We start from the raw sequence: 20,709 nt of genomic DNA, 5'->3' as shown, positions 1-20,709 counted from the left end.
TCGCGATCACTCTACACCGTCGTCCGGAAGGGGCGAAACATCGCTTCGGTAGACCTTCCGGAAGAAGGTCAGCGACAGAATAAAGGAGGCGATTTCCGCGATGAAGAAACACCACCAGACGTTGTTGACATTTCCGGTCATTGAGAGAAGCCAGGCGGCCGGGATCAGGATGACAAGCTGTCTTCCGAGGGAGACAAAGAGGGAATAAAAGCTCTTTGAGAAGGCCTGGAAGATGGAGCTCATGATGATGCCCATGGCTGCAATCGGAAAATGAATGGCTATCGTCCGGAGCGCGACGACACCCATCTGTTTCATTTCCGCTGAGGCATTGAACAGATCAAGAAGTCTGTCTGGTATCAGCTCGAAAGTTGCAGTTCCGCAGAGCATCACACAGATAGCAAGCAGCATGGCAAATTTGAGAGCCTTGTTGATTCTCCGTTTGTGTCCGGCTCCGTAGTTGAAGGCCAGAACCGGGATCAGTCCGTTGTTCAGACCAAAAACCGGCATAAAGAAGAAACTCTGAAGCTTGAAATACACTCCGAAGACGGCGGTTGCGGTTGTCGAGAAGGAGATCAGGATCAGATCCATCAGGTAGGTCATGACCGATCCGATGCTCATCATCAGGATCGATGGTATGCCGACAAAGTAAATTCTGCCGATGGTTTTTTTATCCGGATGAAGAATGGCTCCGGCGCTGATATGAATATCGCGGTTTAATTTCAGATTCATCACAAAGCCGAGAACCGAGGCAATCGTCTGTCCGATGACGGTTGCATAGGCGGCGCCCGCCACTCCAAGTTTCGGGCAGCCCAGAAGGCCGAAGATCATAACCGGATCAAGGAAAATATTGATGATGGCGCCGGTGAGCTGCGAGATCATACTCAGCATGGTTCTTCCGGTGGACTGCAGCAACCGCTCAAAGGTGACCTGCATGAAAAGTCCGAAGGAAAGAGTCATGACGATGCCGAGGTAGGCATTGCCATACTGAATAATATCTGCCGAGGATGTCTGGCTTCGAATAAAGGGCCCGGTGATTGTCAGACCGAGAATCGCGGAGACGATAAAGCTGAAGAAGGCCAGAAGGATGCCATTATTCGCTGCCTTATCTGATTTGTCAAACTCCCGTGCGCCGAGCGCCCGGGAAAGCAGAGCGTTGATACCTACTCCGGTGCCGGCGCCTACCGAGATCATGAGGTTCTGCATGGGGAACGCAAGAGTAACCGCTGTCAGCGCATCCTCACCGATCTGCGCGACGAAAACAGAATCCACGATGTTGTAAAGAGCCTGTACCAGCATGGAAATCATCATAGGGACGGACATGTTGACGATCAGCTTCCGGATGGGCATGATACCCATTTTGTTGTCGGACCGGGGGTCTTGTGTTGATTGTTTCATTACGAAAATATCTCCTGAGGTTTTGATGAAGAGCAGATCGATTACCATTTGTGCCTTTCTTATAGATATTGGTACGGGCAGTCGATCAGCCTTCTTATACTAACACAGAATGAAGATTTTTGGTATACATCTCATGTCATTCTGGCTGCACGCAGTAAAAAAACAAAAAAGAGACGGTCGCGATAGCCTGTGGTATGAGAATGGCTTATGCGAAGGTCTCTTTATGTTTGCTATTTCATTTAGGGGAGGGAAAAATGGAGTATTTTTATGCTTGAATTCGTCATTTTTCGGAATCGGCCTCGACAGAGACGGAGATAGAATAGAACCATTTATCCATGATCGGATTAAGAAGTCTGCAGAACTGACGGGCAATATAGCCGACGATGATGGCAGAGATCACCGTTCCCTCCCGTACGCTGTTGACACCGCGGAAGAGGACAAGGGAAAGAATAACCGCGGACGCTATCATACTGACATCTACGAAAATTTTTACGATTCCAAGGCGTTTTTGTGGTGTATTGAAATGAAATTATGCAAAACAATGGCATCGCGAGCTGCACCACAGTAGTGTTTCCATAAAAGCATATGACAAAAAAGACAAGCAGAGAATATTTTTTGCGCACAACCGGAATTGAATGCAATAAATTGCTGCAAATAATGCAAATTTCCATGCCCATCGATTAGTGAATCAAGCGTTCCTCTGGTACACTTGCCTCATAAACAACGGGAGGGGAAATACCCGCATGAAGGAGGTTTTTATGGGAAAGAAAAAAGAAGTGGGTGCGCTTCAGGTCGGTATGTACGGTATGGGTAATTTTGCGGCGCAGCTGTCATGGACGATGGTCAGCACATACCTGGCAGTATTCTACACAGATGTTGTAGGGCTTGCACCGGCTGCTGTGTCACTGCTGATGCTGGTGGCGAAGGTTTGGGACGGCATTAATGATCCGATGATGGGTGCGATCATGCAGAAGACGAATACGAAGTACGGGAAATTTCGTCCGTATATTGTCGTTGGCGCGCTGGTGTTGATAGTATTCACTGTTCTGACATTTTCAGTTCCGGGATTTTCAACGCCGGGCAAGCTTGTTTGGGCGTATGTGACATATATTGGTCTTGGAATGTCGTATACGGTTGAGAATGTACCTTTTAACGCACTTCCTTCCCGTATGACGCGAAATCCGGAAAAAATCAATTCTCTTTTTGCGTCCTCGCTCACAGGTGGTGCAGTGGGTTCTATGCTTTTGATGAACATTACACTTCCGATCATTATGGTTCTGGGGCATGGAGATCAGGCAAAGGGATATCAGAAAGTCGCAATTCTGTATTCCGTCGTTGCGGCATTTCTCACGATTCTTGCAACGCACTTCTGCAAAGAGAACGTTGAGGACACAGAAGATGCGGAGAGGACAACGAAGATTCCGCTCAGAGAGTCTTTTAAGGCAATATTTGTGAATCGAAATCTGATGAAGCTCTTCATTTTTACACTTCTTCAGATGACTGCGGTTATGGGACGCGTAGGAGTGATGTTTTATTTCTATATGTATTGCGTTGGCAATCCGATGCTGATCGGAATTTTGATGACTATTCCGAGTGTGTCTGGAATCGGATGCATGATTCTGGCACCGGCTGTGATGAAGAAATTCGGAAGAAAAGCGATTCTTATTCTGGGTGCCGTTCTGGGTGGAGTCGGCCTGGCGATGATGTTCTTTGGCCCATATACGAATATTCCGTGGATGATCGTATCCAGTGTGATTTACGGCGCCTACAGCATTGGAATGCCTGGTACAGGAGGAATGATTGTGGATGCTATCGATGAATATGATCTGAAAACGGGAGTACGTACAGACGGACTTGCTTTTGCTGTAAACGGATTGATGAACAAAGTCGGTGGAGGAATCGGATCCGCGATCGGCCTGGCGCTTCTTGGAGCCTATGGATACAGGCAGGGTGTTGAAATCACTCCGCATATAGTGTCCGGAATCAACCTCGGAACGAATCTGATTCCAATGATTCTCTCTTTTGTATCGGTGATACCGATTCTGCTGTATAACCTGACAGAGGAGAAAATGGCAGGGGTTCGCAGTGAGCTTGAGAAAAGGAACAGCCTTAGCGAATAAGCTTGTTGAGAACGTGAACATCTGTGGCGATGAAGGAACAGAAAGAGCAAAGCTGGTGCACAGCGAATATAGATCCCGGAGTCGTTAATGAGGTGTTGTAGAAGGAGGAAACATATGAATGTGAAGGTAACGACAAAATGCGGACAGGTTCAGGGAGTGAAAGAGGGTGTTTCTGTAATTTTTAAAGGCATTCCTTTTGCAAAGCCGCCGGTAGGAGATCTTCGCTGGAAGGCACCGGTACCGGTGGAGCCGTGGGAGGGAGTTTATCAGGCAGATCATTTCGCGCGGATCTGTCCGCAGACGCTGGCGCAGGAGCCGAATCCCTATCACAAGGAGTTTTATGCGGATACCGCCTACATTCGTGAAATGAGTGAGGACTGCCTGTACCTGAATATCTGGGTTCCGGAGACGGCAAGTCCTTCGGATAAACTTCCGGTTGCATTTTATATTCACGGCGGTGGTTTCGGCGGCGGCTACAGTTCAGAGATGGAATTTGACGGGCAGGCGATTAATCGGCACGGAGTCATCTTTGTATCAATCGCCTATCGGCTTGGCGTTTTTGGATTCCTTGCGCATCCGTGGCTTACGGCAGAGAGTGAGAAGGGGATAAGTGGAAATTACGGAATTATGGATCAGATCATGGCGCTCGATTGGATTTATGATAACATCGAAGCGTTTGGCGGAGATCCGGCGAATATCACAGTTTATGGACAGAGCGCAGGATGCATGAGTACACAGGTGCTGGTATCAAGTCCGCTGACGGAAGGCAGGATTGCCAAGGCTATTCTGCAGAGTGGCGTAAGCTGCAAAAATCCGATGCTTCAGGCACCTTCTCTGGAAGAAGGAGAGGAGTACGGAAAAGCGGTTGTTGCAAATACGGGTGCAGCAAGTCTGGAAGAACTGCGGGGCATGGATGCAGCTCAACTCCTGGCGGCAAAGAATGCTTTTGACGCAGAATGTTTTAAGAAATATGGTTTTGACGGTGCCCTTCGAATTGTGCCTTATGTAGATGGGGTAATATTAAAAAAGAATGTCCGCGAAATCTATGAAGAGGGGACGATGGCGAAAATTCCGTATATGGTCGGCTGTGTGACAGAGGATCTCGGCACGCATGAAAAGGACCGGTGCAGAAGAGTTCCGGGTCTAATGCTGGATGAATGCAAGGCATGGGCATCCAGGCAGGAAGAAACAGGCAATCCCCCCGCATATGTCTACTGGTTCGATCACACGCTCCCGGGGGACGGGAAGCCGGCATGGCATACTCTGGAACTTTGGTATACAATGGGCACACTCCATAGGAGCTGGAGACCGATGAGGCAGGACGATGATGATCTGTCAGAGGAATGTGTTACGTATTGGACAAACTTCATGAAGACAGGTGATCCGAACGGGGATAGCGTTCCGGAATGGAGACCATACTTGAAAAAAGATGGTTTTGTAGCAAGACTGGTTTAATAATAATCAAACAGGGGCTGCCACACGAAGTAGTGTGGCGGCCCTTCGTATGATGAAAGGTGTCGATGCACCATCTAATATCACAGCTTTCCTTTTCAGCACTGCAGAAAGAAGATATACTTATTAGTAATTTTAGTGCCTGCTGAGCAGGGTAATGCGTTTAGAAATCTGGAGGAAGATATGAATCGTGGCAGAGTTGTATACCTGAATGAAGATCAGAAGCTAGTTCCCGCAGATCAGGTCAAGCTGGTGTATTGTCTTAGAGGCAGTATGAGTGTTACCGTCGGTGAAAAAAAACTGAGACTTGGTATGAAAGATCTTGTTGTGGTGAATTACAGGGAAAACTATGGTTGGACACTTTCCCCGAAGACGGTTGTAATGATGGTGCAGATCAATGACCTGGAATTAGTGAGAATGCTTGGACGGAAGGGTGACATTAATCTAAGCAGTACCGAACATCGGTCCAGAGACTATGGTCAAATCCGTTTTCTGCTGGATTCTATTTTGAAACATTCTGTCGGGCAGAAGAACGAATTCAAGATCTCGAGCTTATATTACATGCTATGGGATTATATCTGTGAGCAGTTTATTGCGGAGGAACCTCCGGAAAAACAGGACAATGTGAAGAAAATACAGAAGATCCTCAGTGACATTGAGGAAAATTATGCACAGGATATGAATCTGAGCACGCTTGCCAGAAAATATCATATGTCCGATTCTTCTTTTTCACGATATTTTCAAAAAAATACTGGAGAGAAATATGTCGATTATCTTCGCAGGGTAAGGATGACACATGCTCGTGAGTTTCTCCTTACAACGGACCGAACGGTAACGGAAGTGGCCTATGACTGCGGGTTCTCAAATCTATCCGTGTTCAATCGCAATTTCCGCGCTTTTTACCATAAAACCCCGCTGGAAATGCGGGAAATGGAACGCGCGGAACAGACAAAGGCGTTTGGTTCTTCCGAATTGTCAGCGAGAACGCTGGAGGCAGTTGTTGCCTTGTCTGACAACGAGCCGCGCCATTCCTCCTGTCCGATCTTTATTGATGCAGGCAATGAGAGCAGACCGGGGATAAAGACAAAAGTGGATATGATCAATATCGGACAGGCGGAAGATCTTCTGGATGTACGAATTTGCGAACAGATGGATGAAGCGGTAAAAGGATTAAAAATCCGTTACGTACGCATTGCTAATATTTTTTCGTCTTCTTTACGTATTCGAAGAGGACATGATGGCAGACGTTTGAACTTTGAACGACTGGATCTTATTCTGGATCATCTTGAGCAGCAGCATCTGATTCCTGTCATTGAACTTCCTGAAAAAGAACGCCGTGTTCTGATTAATATATCTTATCCGGGGACAAGGGCAGACGATAATTCTATTGAGAATGAACAGGTTTTTACCAGCCTTGATGAGTGGCAGGAAGTTTTGGATGGTTTTCTGGTGCATATTATTGACCGGTATCTGGTGGAGACTGTGAAACAATGGGTATTTGAATTCCGGTATGACGCTTTTCGGACAACAGGTGCCGGAAAACTCCAGTTTTTAGAAGTATATAAAACCGGATATCGTGTGCTTCGAGAACGGCTTCCGGAAGCACAAATCCTGGCAAGTGGTATATGCTGCAGCATCAGTCGCGAGATACTGCGGAAGCATCTTGTATTTTTTCGTGAGAAAGATCTCCTTCCGGATGGGCTGTCACTTATCATATACCCATATCATCTTGAGCAGAGGGAAGGCGTGGGAAATGAGTTAAGCGTTGTTTCAGATACAGCTTTTGTGGAAAATGAATTGAATCAATATACAGAAGTTTTAGAGGAATTGTCTTATCCGGATCTTCCGCTTTGGATAACGGAATGGAACACATCACTCTCAAATAGAAATGCTTATAATGATACGACTGCCAAGGCCTGCCATATGCTGACACAGATCAGGGATGCGTATGGACGAGTAGCTCATATGGGATATTGGAATCTGTCTGACTGGAGTGCACAATACATCGATACAGATAAGCCGTTTATGGGAGGTGTAGGAATTATCTCAAAGGATGGAATCAGGAAGCCCTCTTATTTCGCATTGCAGTTCTCGTGTCTGCTGGGAGAATCAATTTTGAAAAAAGGGCAGGGATATCTCATAACAGAAAGGATGGGTCACAATTATTGTGCTCTTCTGTTCAATCCGAGAAGGTTCGGATTTGCTTATCAACAGAGGCAGGAGGGAGATTTTAAAGCGGAGGATTTATCCTATGTATTTCAGGATAATCATTCTGTCAGTTATCATCTGAATTTTTCAAAACTTGTTCCGGGAGATTATCAGATTATCAGTTACAGAATGTATTCTGACCAGGGGAATCCTCTGTCTGAGTGGAAAAAACTGAATTATCGCGGCGCTCTCCGTTCCCACGAGGTATCTTACTTGAAATCAATCTGCATCCCAAGAATGGAATATGTGAATGAAAAAACTGCGGATGGATCTCTGCAGCTGAAGGTGACGCTGGGACCGAATGACTTTTCTGTTATTCTGATAGGTGCGCAGTAAACACTCATACAATACTTTGCGCACAAATTGCATTAGGGATGTGCAAATCACATGCCGAGTGAAGTGGGCGTATGGCAGATGTATTTCGGTTGTGCCCCGCAGATGCGGGGTACAGGAATTCAACGAATGATCCGGTAATAATCTTTTTTGTGTTCAATAGGGGACGGAAATCCAACGGAAGGATAACCAAGGATGACATTTCCGACACCGGCATATTTGCTGGCATCAAGCGCTGCTGCACGGAGCAGTTCTTTGCCCAGCTGATCTTCCAGCATACCGTCCGCCCGGTTGATCCACCTTCCGCCGAGACCAAGGGCAAATGCTGCATTCAGCATATTGCCGATTGCGAGCGATCCGTCCTTGATGTAATCCGGTGAATCGGTAGATCCGGCAACCACAATCAGTGTCGGAGCACCGTAAAAAACATCCCATCCCTCCGGAGCGCCTGCAATCCTGGCATTCAGTACACGCAATTTATCAAGCCATTCGCGATTCTGAACAACGATAAAAACGGAAGACTGACGGTTGCCTCCGGAAGGCGCGTTCATGCCGGCTTCAAGCACAAGCTTCAGCTCTTCATCGCTGATTTGATCTTTCTTGTATTCTTTTACACTTCTGCGTTTGATGAGGTCATTTATGGTTTCTCGCATTTTTTCTCCCTTCATAATTTTATAATACAAATTTATGCTTGCGATTTTCTGTGTGCTCCGCACGCTCGCAGTTTTTTAGTAGTATGGCCACGGACGGAAGCGGTTTTCCCCGGTTCTGTCAGGCTTTTCCAGCGTGACTTCTTTTCCGCAGCACCACTGACAGGCACGGACAAACATTGTAATATAATCGAAACGACGAAAGGTATCGATTCCGTGTCCGATTGAACATCCGAAAACCCTTCCATTTCCGTAGTGGTGCATCCATGCGATCGGCGTGTCTGTATTGACGCCACGCATATGCTCCAGTTTTCCATCCGGGACATCTACCGGGTGATGCTTTGGCGGCCAGCCCGGAACCCGATAGGCATCAATATCATCAAAATCACCGGTTGCTTCCAGCATAATCTTAAGATCACGGTTCATCTCCGTCATGTTGTGCTCGCTAGCCACTTTTCCGGATAGTATCAATACCTTGTTCATTAGCTGATCCCCTTCGTGTCATTATTACTATGTGTTGTACAGCACATGCCTGTCTTTCTCCGATGTTATATTGAAAGAAGAGAATGATCAACTACATTTTTTGCCTGATAAAAGCAAAAATTTTCTGTATTAAATATACTGCATTGGATAGATATTGCGATAGATTCATTATTTAACGCAAGAATGAATATTTATATATGAAATTTATTAGAATTCATAAGAAGTGAAGAAGAATACTATGAAGGACATCAGAATTGCTATTATCGGGCATGAATTTATAGGCCATGAGCATGAGATGATTCTCGGCAATTTCCCGGGAACCAGTCCGGTAGGATTTGCGGATAGAGATCCGAAACAGCTTGAAAACGTAACAGGACGGCCTGAAGAGATATTCCAACAATGAGGAACTGCTTCGGAACTAAGCGAAGCAGCTTCTGTTGTCTTCCTTAAGCCAGCGGAGGGCCGGCTCAATATTTTCTGACCAGAAGTTCCAGTCATGACCGCCGTCTGCGGCGCAAAATTCACAAGGAAAGCCTGCTGCGCGGGCATCTTTTGTGAAGGCGGTATTTGCCTGATAGAAAAAGTCTGATGGAGAGCATGCAAGGTAGAAGGACGGGGAATGTGTCAGATCTCCGTAAGGTTTTCTGGCAATCGAAGACTGCAGCAATGTCTTAAGGCTGTAGGATGGATCCTTTGAATGATAGAATGCGGCAGGAAAAGGTGCTCCCAATACATGCATAAAAGACGTCGCTTTGTAAAAATCAAGTGCTCCCGACAGAGAAATAACCTTGGAGTACTGGTCCGGATTCCTTAGAGCTGCATAGCAGGCACCGTACCCGCCCATGGAGTTTCCACCGATGAAATTATCGGAAGAGTCCCAGGAAAATGGAAAGATCAGGTGCGTATATTCGTAGAGTTCATGAGCGATAAAGCTGTACATCGGCAGACCATCCGGGGCATCCAAATAGAAAGTGTTGCCCACGGAAGGAAGGACAATTGCCAGATCAAAAGTATCCACCAGTTCTGCAATTCGGGAGTTTTGGATCCAGTCACTGGCACTTTCCATAGCGCCGTGAAGCAGATAGAGAACCTGAAATGGACCGCCGTCTTGCTTCGTCTCCTGAAACGGTCCGGGTTTGGACTTGGGGAGAAGGACATGGAAGGTCACAGGTGTCCCGAGAACTTTGGATGGGTAAGTGCTGATGATGTGATTCATAAGAATGCCACCTTTTAAAATTGTGTTGAAGTTTGCAAAATGCAGTCCAGCTGGTAAGAATGGCGAAGTGGATAATGCCATGAGAATATTATAGTCGAATTAACGGGGATATTCTATGTAATTTTTATTTGTATTTTTTGATCTCCTTCCAGAGAAAAGCTGCAAAGGGAATGGAGAATAATCCAACGTTTTACTTTTAGGACGTAAGCATAGCGAAGGAAATTGTCAAGTTCTTTGCAAATGCGATGGAAGGGATACCGGAAGAAATTGGTCAGAATCAGATCATGATGAAGAATATTCTGGGGTATTGAGACTGGTGACAGGTATGAACTTCCGGACACAGGATGATGTTGCTGAGATCATTGATGTTAAATATTTGATTGAAAAATGAAATTAAAAAAAAAGTATTCATGTATAATCTTAAATTTCTCCTGAAATAATCACGTTAAATGTAAAATTAAGAGCGCCATAAGGCGTAAATTTATGGAGAATAACAATAAATAGAAAAATATGTGTCTGTGATTTTAGTCGCTCGTCAGACTGGATATGGACTGATGGGAATGTATTTTATACAGCAGAGAATTTTATTTCAGAAATTTTCAGGAAGAAAAGAGGAGAATACTATGGAAGACATCAGAATTGCTATTATCGGGCATGGATTTATGGGACATGAGCATGAGAAGATGCTCAGTGATTTCCCGGGAATCAAGCTGGTAGGATTTGCGGACAGAGATCCGAAACAGCTTGAGGATGTAACGGAGGGTTTGAAGAGATATTCCAGCAATGAGGAACTGCTGGCGGATCCAGATGTTGATGTTGTACTGATTGCGGCCAATAACAATCAGCATAAGAAATTGGTGATCCAGGCGGCAAATGCCGGAAAGGACATCATTTGCGAAAAGCCGGTTGCTATGAGCCTGGAAGAACTGGATGAGATGGAGGCCGCTGTAAAGGCAAATGGAGTGAAATTCACCGTTCATCATCAGAGAAGATTTGATCCGGATTTCCGTACTGCAAAAGCTGTATATGATTCGGGCACTTTGGGAGACGTATACTCAATCAAAAGTCAGCTCTATGGATTCAACGGAAACATGCACGACTGGCATGTATTTGTAAGTGAAGGCGGAGGGATGCTGTACGACTGGGGTGTACATCTTCTTGATCAGGTGTGCTGGATGTTCCCGGGCGCAAAACTGAAGTCTGTTTATGCTGATATCCGAAATGTAATCAATAAGGAAGTAGATGATTACTTCCAGATTATGATGCGTTTTGATAACAATGTTACGGCGACGGTAGAGCTTGGTACATATTATCTGTCAGACAAAGTAAATGATAAATGGTTTGAGCGTCATTGGTTCGTAGCCGGGAACAAGGGCACTGCTTATGTAGACGGGTTCTTCCCTGAGGGAAAGATTGTCAGGACGACGCACCTTCTGACAAATGTCAGCGGACACAGGACGATGACTGCTGCCGGTCCGACCAGATCGTTCGGACCGGCTCCGGAAGGCACAATCATCACAGAACCGCTTCCGGAGGTTCATACTGAGCACAGGAATTACTTTGAAAACTATGTGAAGGCATATCATGGGGAAGAGGAATTCCTGGTGAAGATTCCTGAAACCAGAAGAATTTTGAAGCTGATGAACGCTGTAAGAGAATCAGGAAGAACCGGAAAATCAATCGACTTTGAATAATGATTTACAGTAAGGAGCTGCCTCGGAACTAAGCGAAGCAGCTCCTTTTGTCTTCCTTGAGCCAGCGGAGTGTATTATCCGGATATTTTGGGCATATTGCTAAAGTTACGTCATGGAAGGAAGAAAAATGTTGAGAGTGATTATTGCGGATGATGAGAACCTGATATGTCAGATGATTGTGAAGGTGGTTGACTGGGAAGGATTGGGCATGAATGTGTGTGGAATTGCTCATGATGGCCTGACGGTATTGCGCCTGATTCAAACAGAAAAGCCGGACATTGTAATTACTGATATTCGGATGCCTGGAATAGATGGTCTCGATATGATTCGAAAGGCGGAAGCAATCGATGAGCATGTCAGGTTTCTGATCATTAGTGGATACAGAAGCTTTGATTATGCCCATATGGCAATAAACCTTGGAGTTAGTCATTATCTTCTTAAGCCGATAGATCATGTGGAATTGGAGGACACATTAAAGCAATTATATTATGAAATAACTAAAGAGCAGGATGAAAAGAATGCAATTGAGGAGCTCAGGTATAAGTCACAGAATAATAAGACCCAACTACGACGGCATTTTTTAAATGATATCATTCATAAAAAAAATATTCATGATAATTCTCATGAATTTGATAATGAATTGTCGGGTACAGTGGAATTCAGTGGGCAGATATTTCGTGCTTTTATTGTCAAATTGGATATGCCGGAAGTGAAAGACAGCTCTGAAATTCTTAATATACTCGTTTGTAAAGTGGAACAGTTTATGGCAAAGCAGAGCTTTGAATATGTGAACAGTACATTGAATACGGGAATTGTTTCGATTGTGAATTATACATCCGGACAATCCGATGAAATCAGAAATATCCTCTTGGATCTTGAGAAGAAACTTCAGTATGAAACTGGCAAATTTGAAAATTGCACAGTTACGATAGGTGTCGGTACGGAACGAAATGTGATCCGGGAAGTAGCTGACTCGATTGAGGATGCTGTGACGGCAGTAAATTGCAGAATAAAAAAAGGAAGAGACTGTGTGATATTCTATGATGAACTTTCTTACGGCCTGTTTCCTGTTGATGACTTCCTTAATATGGAGAGAAAAATTCACATCAGTCATATTGTGGAGGCTCTGGATGCCCAGGCTATTCACGAAGAAGTGGACGGGTTTTCAAAATATCTGAAATTCCATCCGAATTACCATCCAAAGATTGTTTTTGATTACGTCAAATGTATTGAGCAGATCGTGAAAGAGGTCCTGACCAGAAATCATGTAAATGAAGACATCATCATGGATTTTGGAAAAGAGATTGAAAAAGCTTTGGATATAGAGATCGATACTAATAATATTCTCTGGTCGATCAGCACTTTGTGTCAAAGAACGTTTGGAAAAATTCTTGAAGACCGCAAACAGAATACGGAATTACCGATCCGAAAAGCAAAAGCATACATGGCTGAACATTTTTTCGAAAACATCACGCTGGATACGGTGGCAAATTTTGTCGGATGGAATGCAGCTTATCTTAGTATGCAGTTTAAAAAATCTGCGGGAATTGGATTTTCTGAATATCTTACTTTTCTTCGCATAGAGAAGGCGAAACAAATGATAAAAGAGACAGATACTCCGATAACGCAAATCGCAGAGGCTGTCGGATACTTTGATTATCGGTATTTCAGCCGGATTTTTAAAAAGAATATAGGACTTAAGCCAAGTGAATATCGGAAATTATATCAGTGAGGTAAATAGCTTTTGTATATTTCATGGATGGTGTTAGGTGTATTGTTGGGATTATTGGTAGCTGAGGAAGTGAGAAACTGGAGAAATGGAAATCTTCTTCAGAAAATGCATCAACAGATGAATGAGGAAAGAAAAAAGGTGGGACTTTCGTCCATCCCGTTTAAGACACAGCGTGTTTGGAACTCTTCTGATTCGTTAAGAAGAATGAATGTGGCATTATCAGAGCTTTTTGACATAGAGGAGAAAATGCGGAGATCGTCGCTGGAACAGGAATTAATGACCGAGAAAATGCGCTTCACACAGCTTCAAAATCAGATCAATCCACATTTTCTTTACAATACACTGGAAAATATCAGGGCCAGAGCGATCATTGATGACAATCTAATAGTTGCAGATATGACAGAAGCATTATCGCAGTATTTTCGATACAACATCAGCAAAGGAAATGACATTGTAACACTTTCCGAGGAACTGAATAATATCAGGCTTTATATGAAGATTCAGAGATTTCGATTTGCCGACAGGATGTCTTTTCAGCTTTTTATTCACGATGATGGTGGAATTGCGGATCATTGTCAGATTCCGAAGATGACACTGCAGCCGATTGTGGAAAATGCGATTTTTCATGGGTTGGAAAATAAACGTGAGAAGGGAACCGTAACGATCCATGTAGAGTTTACAGATGCTCATGTCGTTATCTGGGTTACAGATGATGGAGTGGGAATGTCACCTTTGCAACTTAAGAATCTGAGAATCAGCTTATCGCGCAATCCACTTTATAGTGTGTACACTCACCGGGGAGGCGGTGGGATCGCTTTGAAAAATGTGAATAATCGATTGAAATTATTATATGGAAATGAGTGCGGTATTGTAGTCAACAGCACGGAGGGTGTGGGAACGCAGGTTCGGCTGGAAATCCCTTTGATTTTGAAAGATGGAATCAGACATGAATAAAGAACTCCTTAGAGCGAATGAATTAAAGCTGAATTATGAGAATGACACTGCGGAATCCTTTACTTTTATTCTGTATGTGGGCGAAATCGTGGAGATGCTGGGAAATGAGAATTCAGGAGGTCGGGCTCTCTTTGCTTTTCTGGAAGGGAAAATACCGGTTATGGCCGGTACCCTATGGTTTCGGGGACACCTATATTGTGCCGGAGAATATTTTAATCAACCGCTGATTATTAATATTATTGGAAAAAGACCTGCGCTGATTCACAGTCTGACGGTTGGAGAAAATATGATCCTTTTTTCCGGAAGTCGCAGGCTGATGCAGATCATACGGAAAAAGAATATTATGAATCAGGCAAATTTTCTTCTAGCACAGGTTGATGCAGGATTCAGGGCAGAAAAAAAAGCAGAGGATCTGGATGCAATACAAATGTGTATGCTGGAGTTGTTGAGAGCAATCTATGCGAATGTTTCACTTGTTTGCATAGATAATTCGTTTTCGGAAATAGGCCAATCGGGAATCAGTCATATTTGGAGGGCTCTTTCATTTTTGAAGAAAAGGGGAATCAGTGTAATTTACAGAGGAGAAGGCGTGCCCAAAATGGTCTCTCTGGCGGATCGGGTAATGATCGTCAGAAATGGACGGGTGATCAGAGAGTGTTTTGAGAATGATTTTACGATGGAGCAGTTTTTGGCATGGATGCGGGGTGGAAAAATCGTATTGGCCGAGAAGGGGAGAAATAAGGAAGGCGGAAAAGAGGTGCTTCTTCTTCGTAAATTGACCGGCCCTAAATATCTCAATCAATTTGATCTTCGAATTTGCGAAGGACAGATTGTAGGAATTTATGATATGAATAATCAGGCGAATCGGGAACTTGCGTCAATTTTGACGGGCTCAGTAAAGGCTGTGAGTGGTGAAATATTTCGTGAGGGCAGACTGTTTACTCCAGACGGCAAATTCGGGGGATGGCTAGCCTATCTGCCATTGGAGTTTCAACGATGCAGTGTAGTGGCGGGATTATCGCCGGAAGAAAATCTTATGCTTCCTGTGATGCGCAAGACGCAATTTTTGGGCGGAATTCTGAATGTAAGAGTAAGGAATTTTCTTCGAGAGGAAAACAAATGCTGGCTTCCAGATCGTCATGAAATAGAGCATGACGGCATCGGAAGCCTTAAGAAAATGCGAATGTTCTATGAGAAAATTCTACTTCAGAAACCACAGCTGCTTGTGAGTGAGGTGTTCAACACCGAGGCAGATGTGGATTTTTTTCAAATGCACAGAAATTATCTGATGCAACTCTCCAAAAATGGAACAGCAATAATTATTGTCTCTCAACAGTATAACGATTTGCTTAAGCTATGTGATCGGGTGGAGATTGTCAATTCTGACTGAAATATTTGAGAGACACTTCATATCATCTAAAAAAAATCCACATTTTCAATAAAGCGTGGCATCGTTAACCGCTGCGCGTATGACTATAATTAATGCATCGATAAAGCAAAACTATATATTTTGCAGGGACAGAAAAGGAGAAGATATATGAAGAATAAGGTTTTGGGTATGATTTTAGCTGTTGCGATGACTGCGGGAATTGTTTCCGGATGTGGCAGTACTACAGCATCCTCTGACGCAAATGCAGACTCCGCGGGTACTGTGGAAACCTCTGCATCAGCAGGTGTTTCTGATGAGGCAGCCAAAGAAACCTCAGAAGCTGCAAAAAAGACAGACGATAAGCAGCTCTTTATAGGTGTCACATTTCCTACGGTAGCAAATGATTTTGCCGTGGCTCTTCGCGATGGGACGATAAAGGCTCTTGAAGCAGCAGGGTGTAAGGTACAATTTGATTCTGCCGACGGAGATGTTACTGCTCAGGCGAACCAGGTTGAAAATGATATCACCTTGGGGTGCGATGCAATTGTTGTCTGGCCGGTTAATGGAGACGGTATTGCGAGTACTGTAAAAAATGCAGTGGATGCAGGTGTAGAGGTTCTAGGGTTCGCAAATGCAATTCCGACAGCTACTGCAAATAATGTAGCAGCAAGCGATGGAGATATGGGAAAAGCTCTTGCACAGATGGCTGGTGATTGGATCGATCAAACTTATGCTGATGCAGGTGATGGCGATGTTACTGTACTTTGCATTACGGCTTCTAATACCCCACAGGCGATTGAACGAAGTGATGCGATGAAGACAATTCAGGATAATTCAAAGGTGAAAATGATTACCGCAGATGTCGACTGGGACAGCCCGGATCAGTCAAGACAGCTTGTCGAGAATCAGCTCCTGGCTAATCCGGATATTGATGTAATCCTGACCCCTGGCAATACTCCGGGAATTGCTGCGAACAACTATGTCATGAGTTCGTCTTCTCCAATTAAGGATAAAAGCAAGTTTGCCGTGTTTACAGTAGATGAAACAGAGGAGGTCACTTCTGCAATTAAAGCCTCCGAAAACAATGAAGCCGTTCTTAGAGGAACTATTTCGATGGGCTCAATCGACAATACAATTAATCAGTTGATGAAATCGGTACAACCCTTCATTGATGGCGGTGATATGGCAGATGTAAAAGGCGATGCGACTGTTGTCACAGCGGATACTCTGAAATGACTGTGTTTATACAGCGAAAACGATTAAAGCCTTAGAGAAAAGGAGCCTTCGCGGGTTAACCTGCGAAGGCTTTTGTGTCTAAACGGCAATGTCTGAAGGAGGGAATGGATGAATAAAGAAATAATACTGAAAATGCAGGATATTTCTAAATATTATCCTGGGGTTAAAGCGCTGGATCACGTAAGTTTGGAAGTTCATACGGGAGAGGTACATGCTCTGCTGGGTGAAAATGGAGCTGGAAAATCAACTTTGATTAAGGTCCTTTCCGGAGCTGTTGAGAATGATGAAGGAACGATCTATATTCAGGACAGAAAGTTTGATAAAATGACACCCTCACTGTCGGGTCAGAATGGCGTTCAGGTTATATATCAGGAGTATAACTTGATCCCATGGCTGACAGTGGCAGAAAACATATATCTTGGCAATAAAATGCATGGATTGATTGATTTAAAAAAACAAAGACAAGAGGCAAAAGAATTGCTACAGAGATATAAAATCAATCTTGATCCGGGTGCTTATGTAGGACAACTGCCTCCGGCTAAACAGCAACTTGTTGAAATTGCAAAAGCGGTTTCGAAAAATCCTAAAATTATCGTAATGGATGAACCTACTGCACAGCTTACGCTTGCAGAAGTACAAAATCTATACAGTCTAATACGTATGTTGAAAGAAAAAGGGTGTGCAATTATTTATATTTCACACAGACTGGAAGAATTATTTGCTGTAACAGATTGTATCACGATTATGCGTGACGGGAAGTATGTTACAACAGTCAGAACCAGCGAAGTAAATAAGGAGCAATTGATTTCGCTGATGGTTGGACGAGAGTTGAAAAACAACGGCCAGAGAAAGAGCTGTGCCACAAATGAGGTTGTCCTCAAAGCAGAGCATATCACTGGATATGCAAATACAGACTGTAGTTTCGATTTAAAAAAAGGCGAAATACTCGGATTTGCCGGGCTTGTCGGTGCTGGAAGGACCGAATTGCTGCGGGTGATTTTCGGTGCAGACAAAAAACTTGATGGAAAAATCTATATCCATGGTAAAGAGGTAAATATTACAAGCCCGGAAAAAGCAATTCATTACGGAATAGGACTGATCCCTGAGGACCGTAAAATGCAGGGATGTTTTTTGAATCAGCCCATAGCCTGGAATATTGGTATGGGTAATATGTATTCAATGACCAGACATGGATTGATCAGTGAAAATATTATTTCTGAAACGGCTTTAAAGTATAAAAAGATGCTGAATATTAAGACGCCATCTCTTAACCAGTTGGTCAAAAACCTTTCAGGCGGAAATCAGCAAAAAGTAGTTCTTGCTAAGGTTCTGAATGCACATACAGACATTATTATTTTTGATGAGCCTACAAGGGGAATTGATGTAGGGGCAAGAGCAGAAATTTATGAATTAATGGATCAGTTGGTTAAAGAAGGGAAATCTATTATCATGATAAGCTCAGACATGGAGGAGCTTCTTCAGATGTCTGATCGCATAATTGTTTTGTCAGAGGGAAGGATAACCGGGGAAATTCAGAAATCAGAGTTTTCACAGGAACGTGTGTTGAGTCTTGCTTCAGTAAATTAAGAGGGAAAAGAAAATGGAAAAGACAACGATGTCTTCTTTTATAAAGAAGAATATGATGTGGGTAATTTTAATTGTGCTGATGATAGTTTTTGCGATTCTGTCGCCGAACTTCCGTTCATTTCGTAATCTCATGAATATCCTGACACAGAACGCTTATTTCATAATTGCTACAGTAGGTGTTGCAATGATTATGATTAGCGGAGGTACAGATCTTTCGGTTGGTAATGCCATGGCAGTGATGGGAGTCAGCGTTGCTTTGATGATGGAACATGGACTGCCGGTACCTCTGGCTGTCATTATAGGAGTTTTGATTGGTGCTTTACTTGGAGGATTTAACGGTTTTTCCTCGAATCTGCTCAAAATTCATCCGATGATTGTTACTCTTGCGACCATGACAATGTTTAAAGGAATTTCTTATATTCTTTCCGGATCTAAGTCTTTCTATAATTTCGATCAGAGCTATTTGAACATCGGGCAGGCAATGGTTGGAGTAATTTCCGTACCCGTTATTATTATGATCATTATTTGTATTCTGGTCAGTTTTGTTCTCAATAAAACAGTATTCGGCCGATTTATTTACGCGGTTGGCGGGAATGCTGAAACAGCAAGACTGGCAGGGGTGAATGTTCATAAGATCAAATTTCTTACGTTTTCCTTTGCGGGCGCATTGTTTGGAATCGCTTCTATTATTCTAACTTCTCGCGGCGGATCAGCCAGTTCGCAGATCGGACCAGGTGTTGAATTTGACGCGATTACAGCCTGTGTCCTTGGAGGCGTTTCATTCATCGGCGGCGCAGGACATGTTTCGGATGCGGTAGTCGGTTGTTTGATTCTCGGTGTACTTACAAACGGAATGCAGATGATCGGTATGGATGTTAACTCTCAGTATGTAGTGAAGGGTATTCTGCTTCTTGTATCGATTGGCTATGATACTTACCAGCAGCAGGCAAAGGCCAGGAAAAAGCTGACGAAATAATCCATTAAATAATTGGGTATCGCATGAAATATTTGAGGGCTAGGGAAAAATAAGATGAGAATTCTGATTGTGTATTATTCACAGACGGGGAATACACAGAAAATTGCACGTGCTATTAGAAGTGGGTTAAGAGAAAATGGAGATGAAGTAACGCTGCGTTTCCTGAAGGAGGCCTCATACAGGGAGCTGGAAAATTATGACGCTTTGGGATTTGGGTCGCCGGTTTGGTATGAGATGCCTCCAAACATGCGAAAGTTTGTAGAGGAAATGCCTGATCAAAAAGGAAAGCCTGGATTTTCATTTTGCACTCATGGAACGATGCCCGATTTATATTTCCCGTTGGTAGTCCCAAGACTTGCAAGAGTGGGTATGAAGATTGTGGATTGGAAAGATTGGTATGGTAACTGCTCTATCCAGATATTTCCCGAACCTTATTATACAGCCGGTCATCCTGATAAGGTGGATTTGTCAGAAGCGGAAGAGTGGGGGAAAGATCTCTCAAGAAAACTGGACAAGGTCTATAGAGGGGATGACCGGGAGATCCCGCGCTGTCCTGCTCCTGATATGATGCCGGCACATGCTAATGCGGCTATTGATCATCTCGGAGGGTTTCATAATGTGCATGGAAGCTTGATTCGTGATCCCCAAAAGTGTTTATGGCCAAAATGTCACATATGTATGGATAACTGTACTATGAATTATATCGACTATACTGTAAATCCACAAAGATTTGGCTCAGAGGGGAACAGGTGTGACGACCGTCACGGTTGTACTTACTGCGAAATGTTGTGCCCGACGGGTGCAATTAAGCCGATGGTACCATATGAGGAAGCTGCGCCTGTCGGAATTGACCATGGATCAGAGCTTTTTTGTATGGTACTAGAAAAAGCGGAAAGAGAAGGAAAATTCAGACGTCTGACCCCTTTATCGGAAGTCGGAACAACAACCCCATATTATTCCGTTCATACTGGACATCCCAGGATCAGGCAGATTGATACAAAGAATGATAATTATGAGAAATAAACAGCGCAGGTGCCAGAACATATCAACGGATGGTCGTGTCTTTGCCTTCCATATATGTTGTGAATGATTTATTACGTTTTGCTGGTTATAATTGAATCATTTTATTTGACCTGATCCTGGGATATCATAAACTGTAATAGTCAATTTATTCTTCATTTCCGGTGAGTATGCGAGAATACAGAATTTGGGTGTAATGTTAATATGATAGGAGTACTGAGAGATGTACATACTAAAAAAGCGTGCGCTCGAAACTACTGCTAATCCGGAACATTCGGATTCAC

At 43.7% G+C, this 20,709-nt stretch carries 17 protein-coding genes; 13 read left to right on the top strand and 4 right to left on the bottom strand.

Features of this window, described 5'->3' with window-relative positions; all coding sequences use genetic code 11:
* Positions 1-6 precede the first annotated feature (6 nt).
* A complete protein-coding gene (locus ACTQ3A_RS02095; protein WP_441099306.1) occupies positions 7-1,395 on the bottom strand; it encodes an MATE family efflux transporter in 1,389 nt (462 codons plus the stop codon).
* 133 nt (positions 1,396-1,528) lie between these two features.
* On the opposite strand from ACTQ3A_RS02095, the gene ACTQ3A_RS02090 reads away from it, so the two are divergent.
* The 4 genes from ACTQ3A_RS02090 to ACTQ3A_RS02075 all read left to right on the top strand — a co-directional run bounded on the left by ACTQ3A_RS02090 (position 1,529) and on the right by ACTQ3A_RS02075 (position 7,511).
* The gene (locus ACTQ3A_RS02090) at positions 1,529-1,963 is read left to right on the top strand and encodes a hypothetical protein (protein ID WP_441495231.1); all 435 of its coding nucleotides are present in this window, start codon (positions 1,529-1,531) and stop codon (positions 1,961-1,963) included.
* Between the two features lie 190 nt (positions 1,964-2,153).
* Positions 2,154-3,515 carry an MFS transporter gene (locus ACTQ3A_RS02085; RefSeq protein ID WP_441099304.1) on the top strand — a complete coding sequence of 454 codons (1,362 nt, stop codon included), beginning with the start codon at positions 2,154-2,156 and terminating at the stop codon, positions 3,513-3,515.
* Positions 3,516-3,629: 114 nt separating this feature from the next.
* Positions 3,630-4,970 (top strand): carboxylesterase/lipase family protein, encoded by a 1,341-nt coding sequence (locus ACTQ3A_RS02080; RefSeq protein ID WP_441099303.1) that lies wholly within the window; start codon positions 3,630-3,632, stop codon positions 4,968-4,970.
* 180 nt (positions 4,971-5,150) lie between these two features.
* The gene (locus ACTQ3A_RS02075; protein WP_441099302.1) at positions 5,151-7,511 is read left to right on the top strand and encodes a GH39 family glycosyl hydrolase; all 2,361 of its coding nucleotides are present in this window, start codon (positions 5,151-5,153) and stop codon (positions 7,509-7,511) included.
* A 119-nt stretch (positions 7,512-7,630) separates the two neighbouring features.
* On the opposite strand, the gene ACTQ3A_RS02070 is transcribed toward ACTQ3A_RS02075, so the two are convergent.
* Positions 7,631-8,176, bottom strand: coding sequence for a nitroreductase family protein (locus tag ACTQ3A_RS02070; protein WP_441495230.1), 546 nt, complete (start codon positions 8,174-8,176; stop codon positions 7,631-7,633).
* 60 nt (positions 8,177-8,236) lie between these two features.
* Entirely contained in the window at positions 8,237-8,641 is a 405-nt protein-coding gene (locus tag ACTQ3A_RS02065) for a ThuA domain-containing protein (protein ID WP_441099300.1), read from the bottom strand.
* Positions 8,642-8,879: 238 nt separating this feature from the next.
* Here ACTQ3A_RS02065 and ACTQ3A_RS02060 point away from each other — a divergent pair, with 238 nt between their 5' ends.
* Positions 8,880-9,044 (top strand): hypothetical protein, encoded by a 165-nt coding sequence (locus ACTQ3A_RS02060; RefSeq protein WP_441099299.1) that lies wholly within the window; start codon positions 8,880-8,882, stop codon positions 9,042-9,044.
* Between the two features lie 15 nt (positions 9,045-9,059).
* Here ACTQ3A_RS02060 and ACTQ3A_RS02055 read toward each other — a convergent pair whose 3' ends face one another.
* Entirely contained in the window at positions 9,060-9,857 is a 798-nt protein-coding gene (locus ACTQ3A_RS02055) for an alpha/beta hydrolase (protein WP_441099298.1), read from the bottom strand.
* 623 nt (positions 9,858-10,480) lie between these two features.
* Here ACTQ3A_RS02055 and ACTQ3A_RS02050 point away from each other — a divergent pair.
* From ACTQ3A_RS02050 to ACTQ3A_RS02015, 8 genes are all read left to right on the top strand, one after another.
* Positions 10,481-11,551 carry a Gfo/Idh/MocA family protein gene (locus tag ACTQ3A_RS02050; protein ID WP_441099297.1) on the top strand — a complete coding sequence of 357 codons (1,071 nt, stop codon included), beginning with the start codon at positions 10,481-10,483 and terminating at the stop codon, positions 11,549-11,551.
* A 112-nt stretch (positions 11,552-11,663) separates the two neighbouring features.
* The gene (locus tag ACTQ3A_RS02045) at positions 11,664-13,283 is read left to right on the top strand and encodes a response regulator transcription factor (protein ID WP_441495229.1); all 1,620 of its coding nucleotides are present in this window, start codon (positions 11,664-11,666) and stop codon (positions 13,281-13,283) included.
* Between the two features lie 117 nt (positions 13,284-13,400).
* The gene (locus tag ACTQ3A_RS02040) at positions 13,401-14,237 is read left to right on the top strand and encodes a sensor histidine kinase (protein WP_441495228.1); all 837 of its coding nucleotides are present in this window, start codon (positions 13,401-13,403) and stop codon (positions 14,235-14,237) included.
* Positions 14,230-15,627 (top strand): hypothetical protein, encoded by a 1,398-nt coding sequence (locus ACTQ3A_RS02035; protein ID WP_441099294.1) that lies wholly within the window; start codon positions 14,230-14,232, stop codon positions 15,625-15,627. The genes ACTQ3A_RS02040 and ACTQ3A_RS02035 overlap by 8 nt, the downstream gene beginning before the upstream one ends.
* A 147-nt stretch (positions 15,628-15,774) precedes the next feature.
* Positions 15,775-16,842, top strand: a complete 1,068-nt coding sequence (locus tag ACTQ3A_RS02030) for a sugar ABC transporter substrate-binding protein (RefSeq protein WP_441099293.1) — start codon at positions 15,775-15,777, stop codon at positions 16,840-16,842.
* A gap of 108 nt (positions 16,843-16,950) precedes the next feature.
* Positions 16,951-18,429 (top strand): sugar ABC transporter ATP-binding protein, encoded by a 1,479-nt coding sequence (locus tag ACTQ3A_RS02025; protein ID WP_441099292.1) that lies wholly within the window; start codon positions 16,951-16,953, stop codon positions 18,427-18,429.
* Positions 18,430-18,442: 13 nt separating this feature from the next.
* Positions 18,443-19,405, top strand: a complete 963-nt coding sequence (locus ACTQ3A_RS02020; RefSeq protein ID WP_441099291.1) for an ABC transporter permease — start codon at positions 18,443-18,445, stop codon at positions 19,403-19,405.
* A gap of 54 nt (positions 19,406-19,459) precedes the next feature.
* Positions 19,460-20,428, top strand: coding sequence for a flavodoxin domain-containing protein (locus ACTQ3A_RS02015; RefSeq protein WP_441099290.1), 969 nt, complete (start codon positions 19,460-19,462; stop codon positions 20,426-20,428).
* Positions 20,429-20,709 lie beyond the last annotated feature (281 nt).

Origin of the sequence: Bilifractor sp. LCP21S3_F8, assembly GCF_052117805.1 — a bacterium.
GTDB lineage: Bacteria > Bacillota > Clostridia > Lachnospirales > Lachnospiraceae > Bilifractor.
Note: the sequence above shows the minus strand (reverse complement) of the source record. Positions and strands in the feature narration are given on the sequence as shown.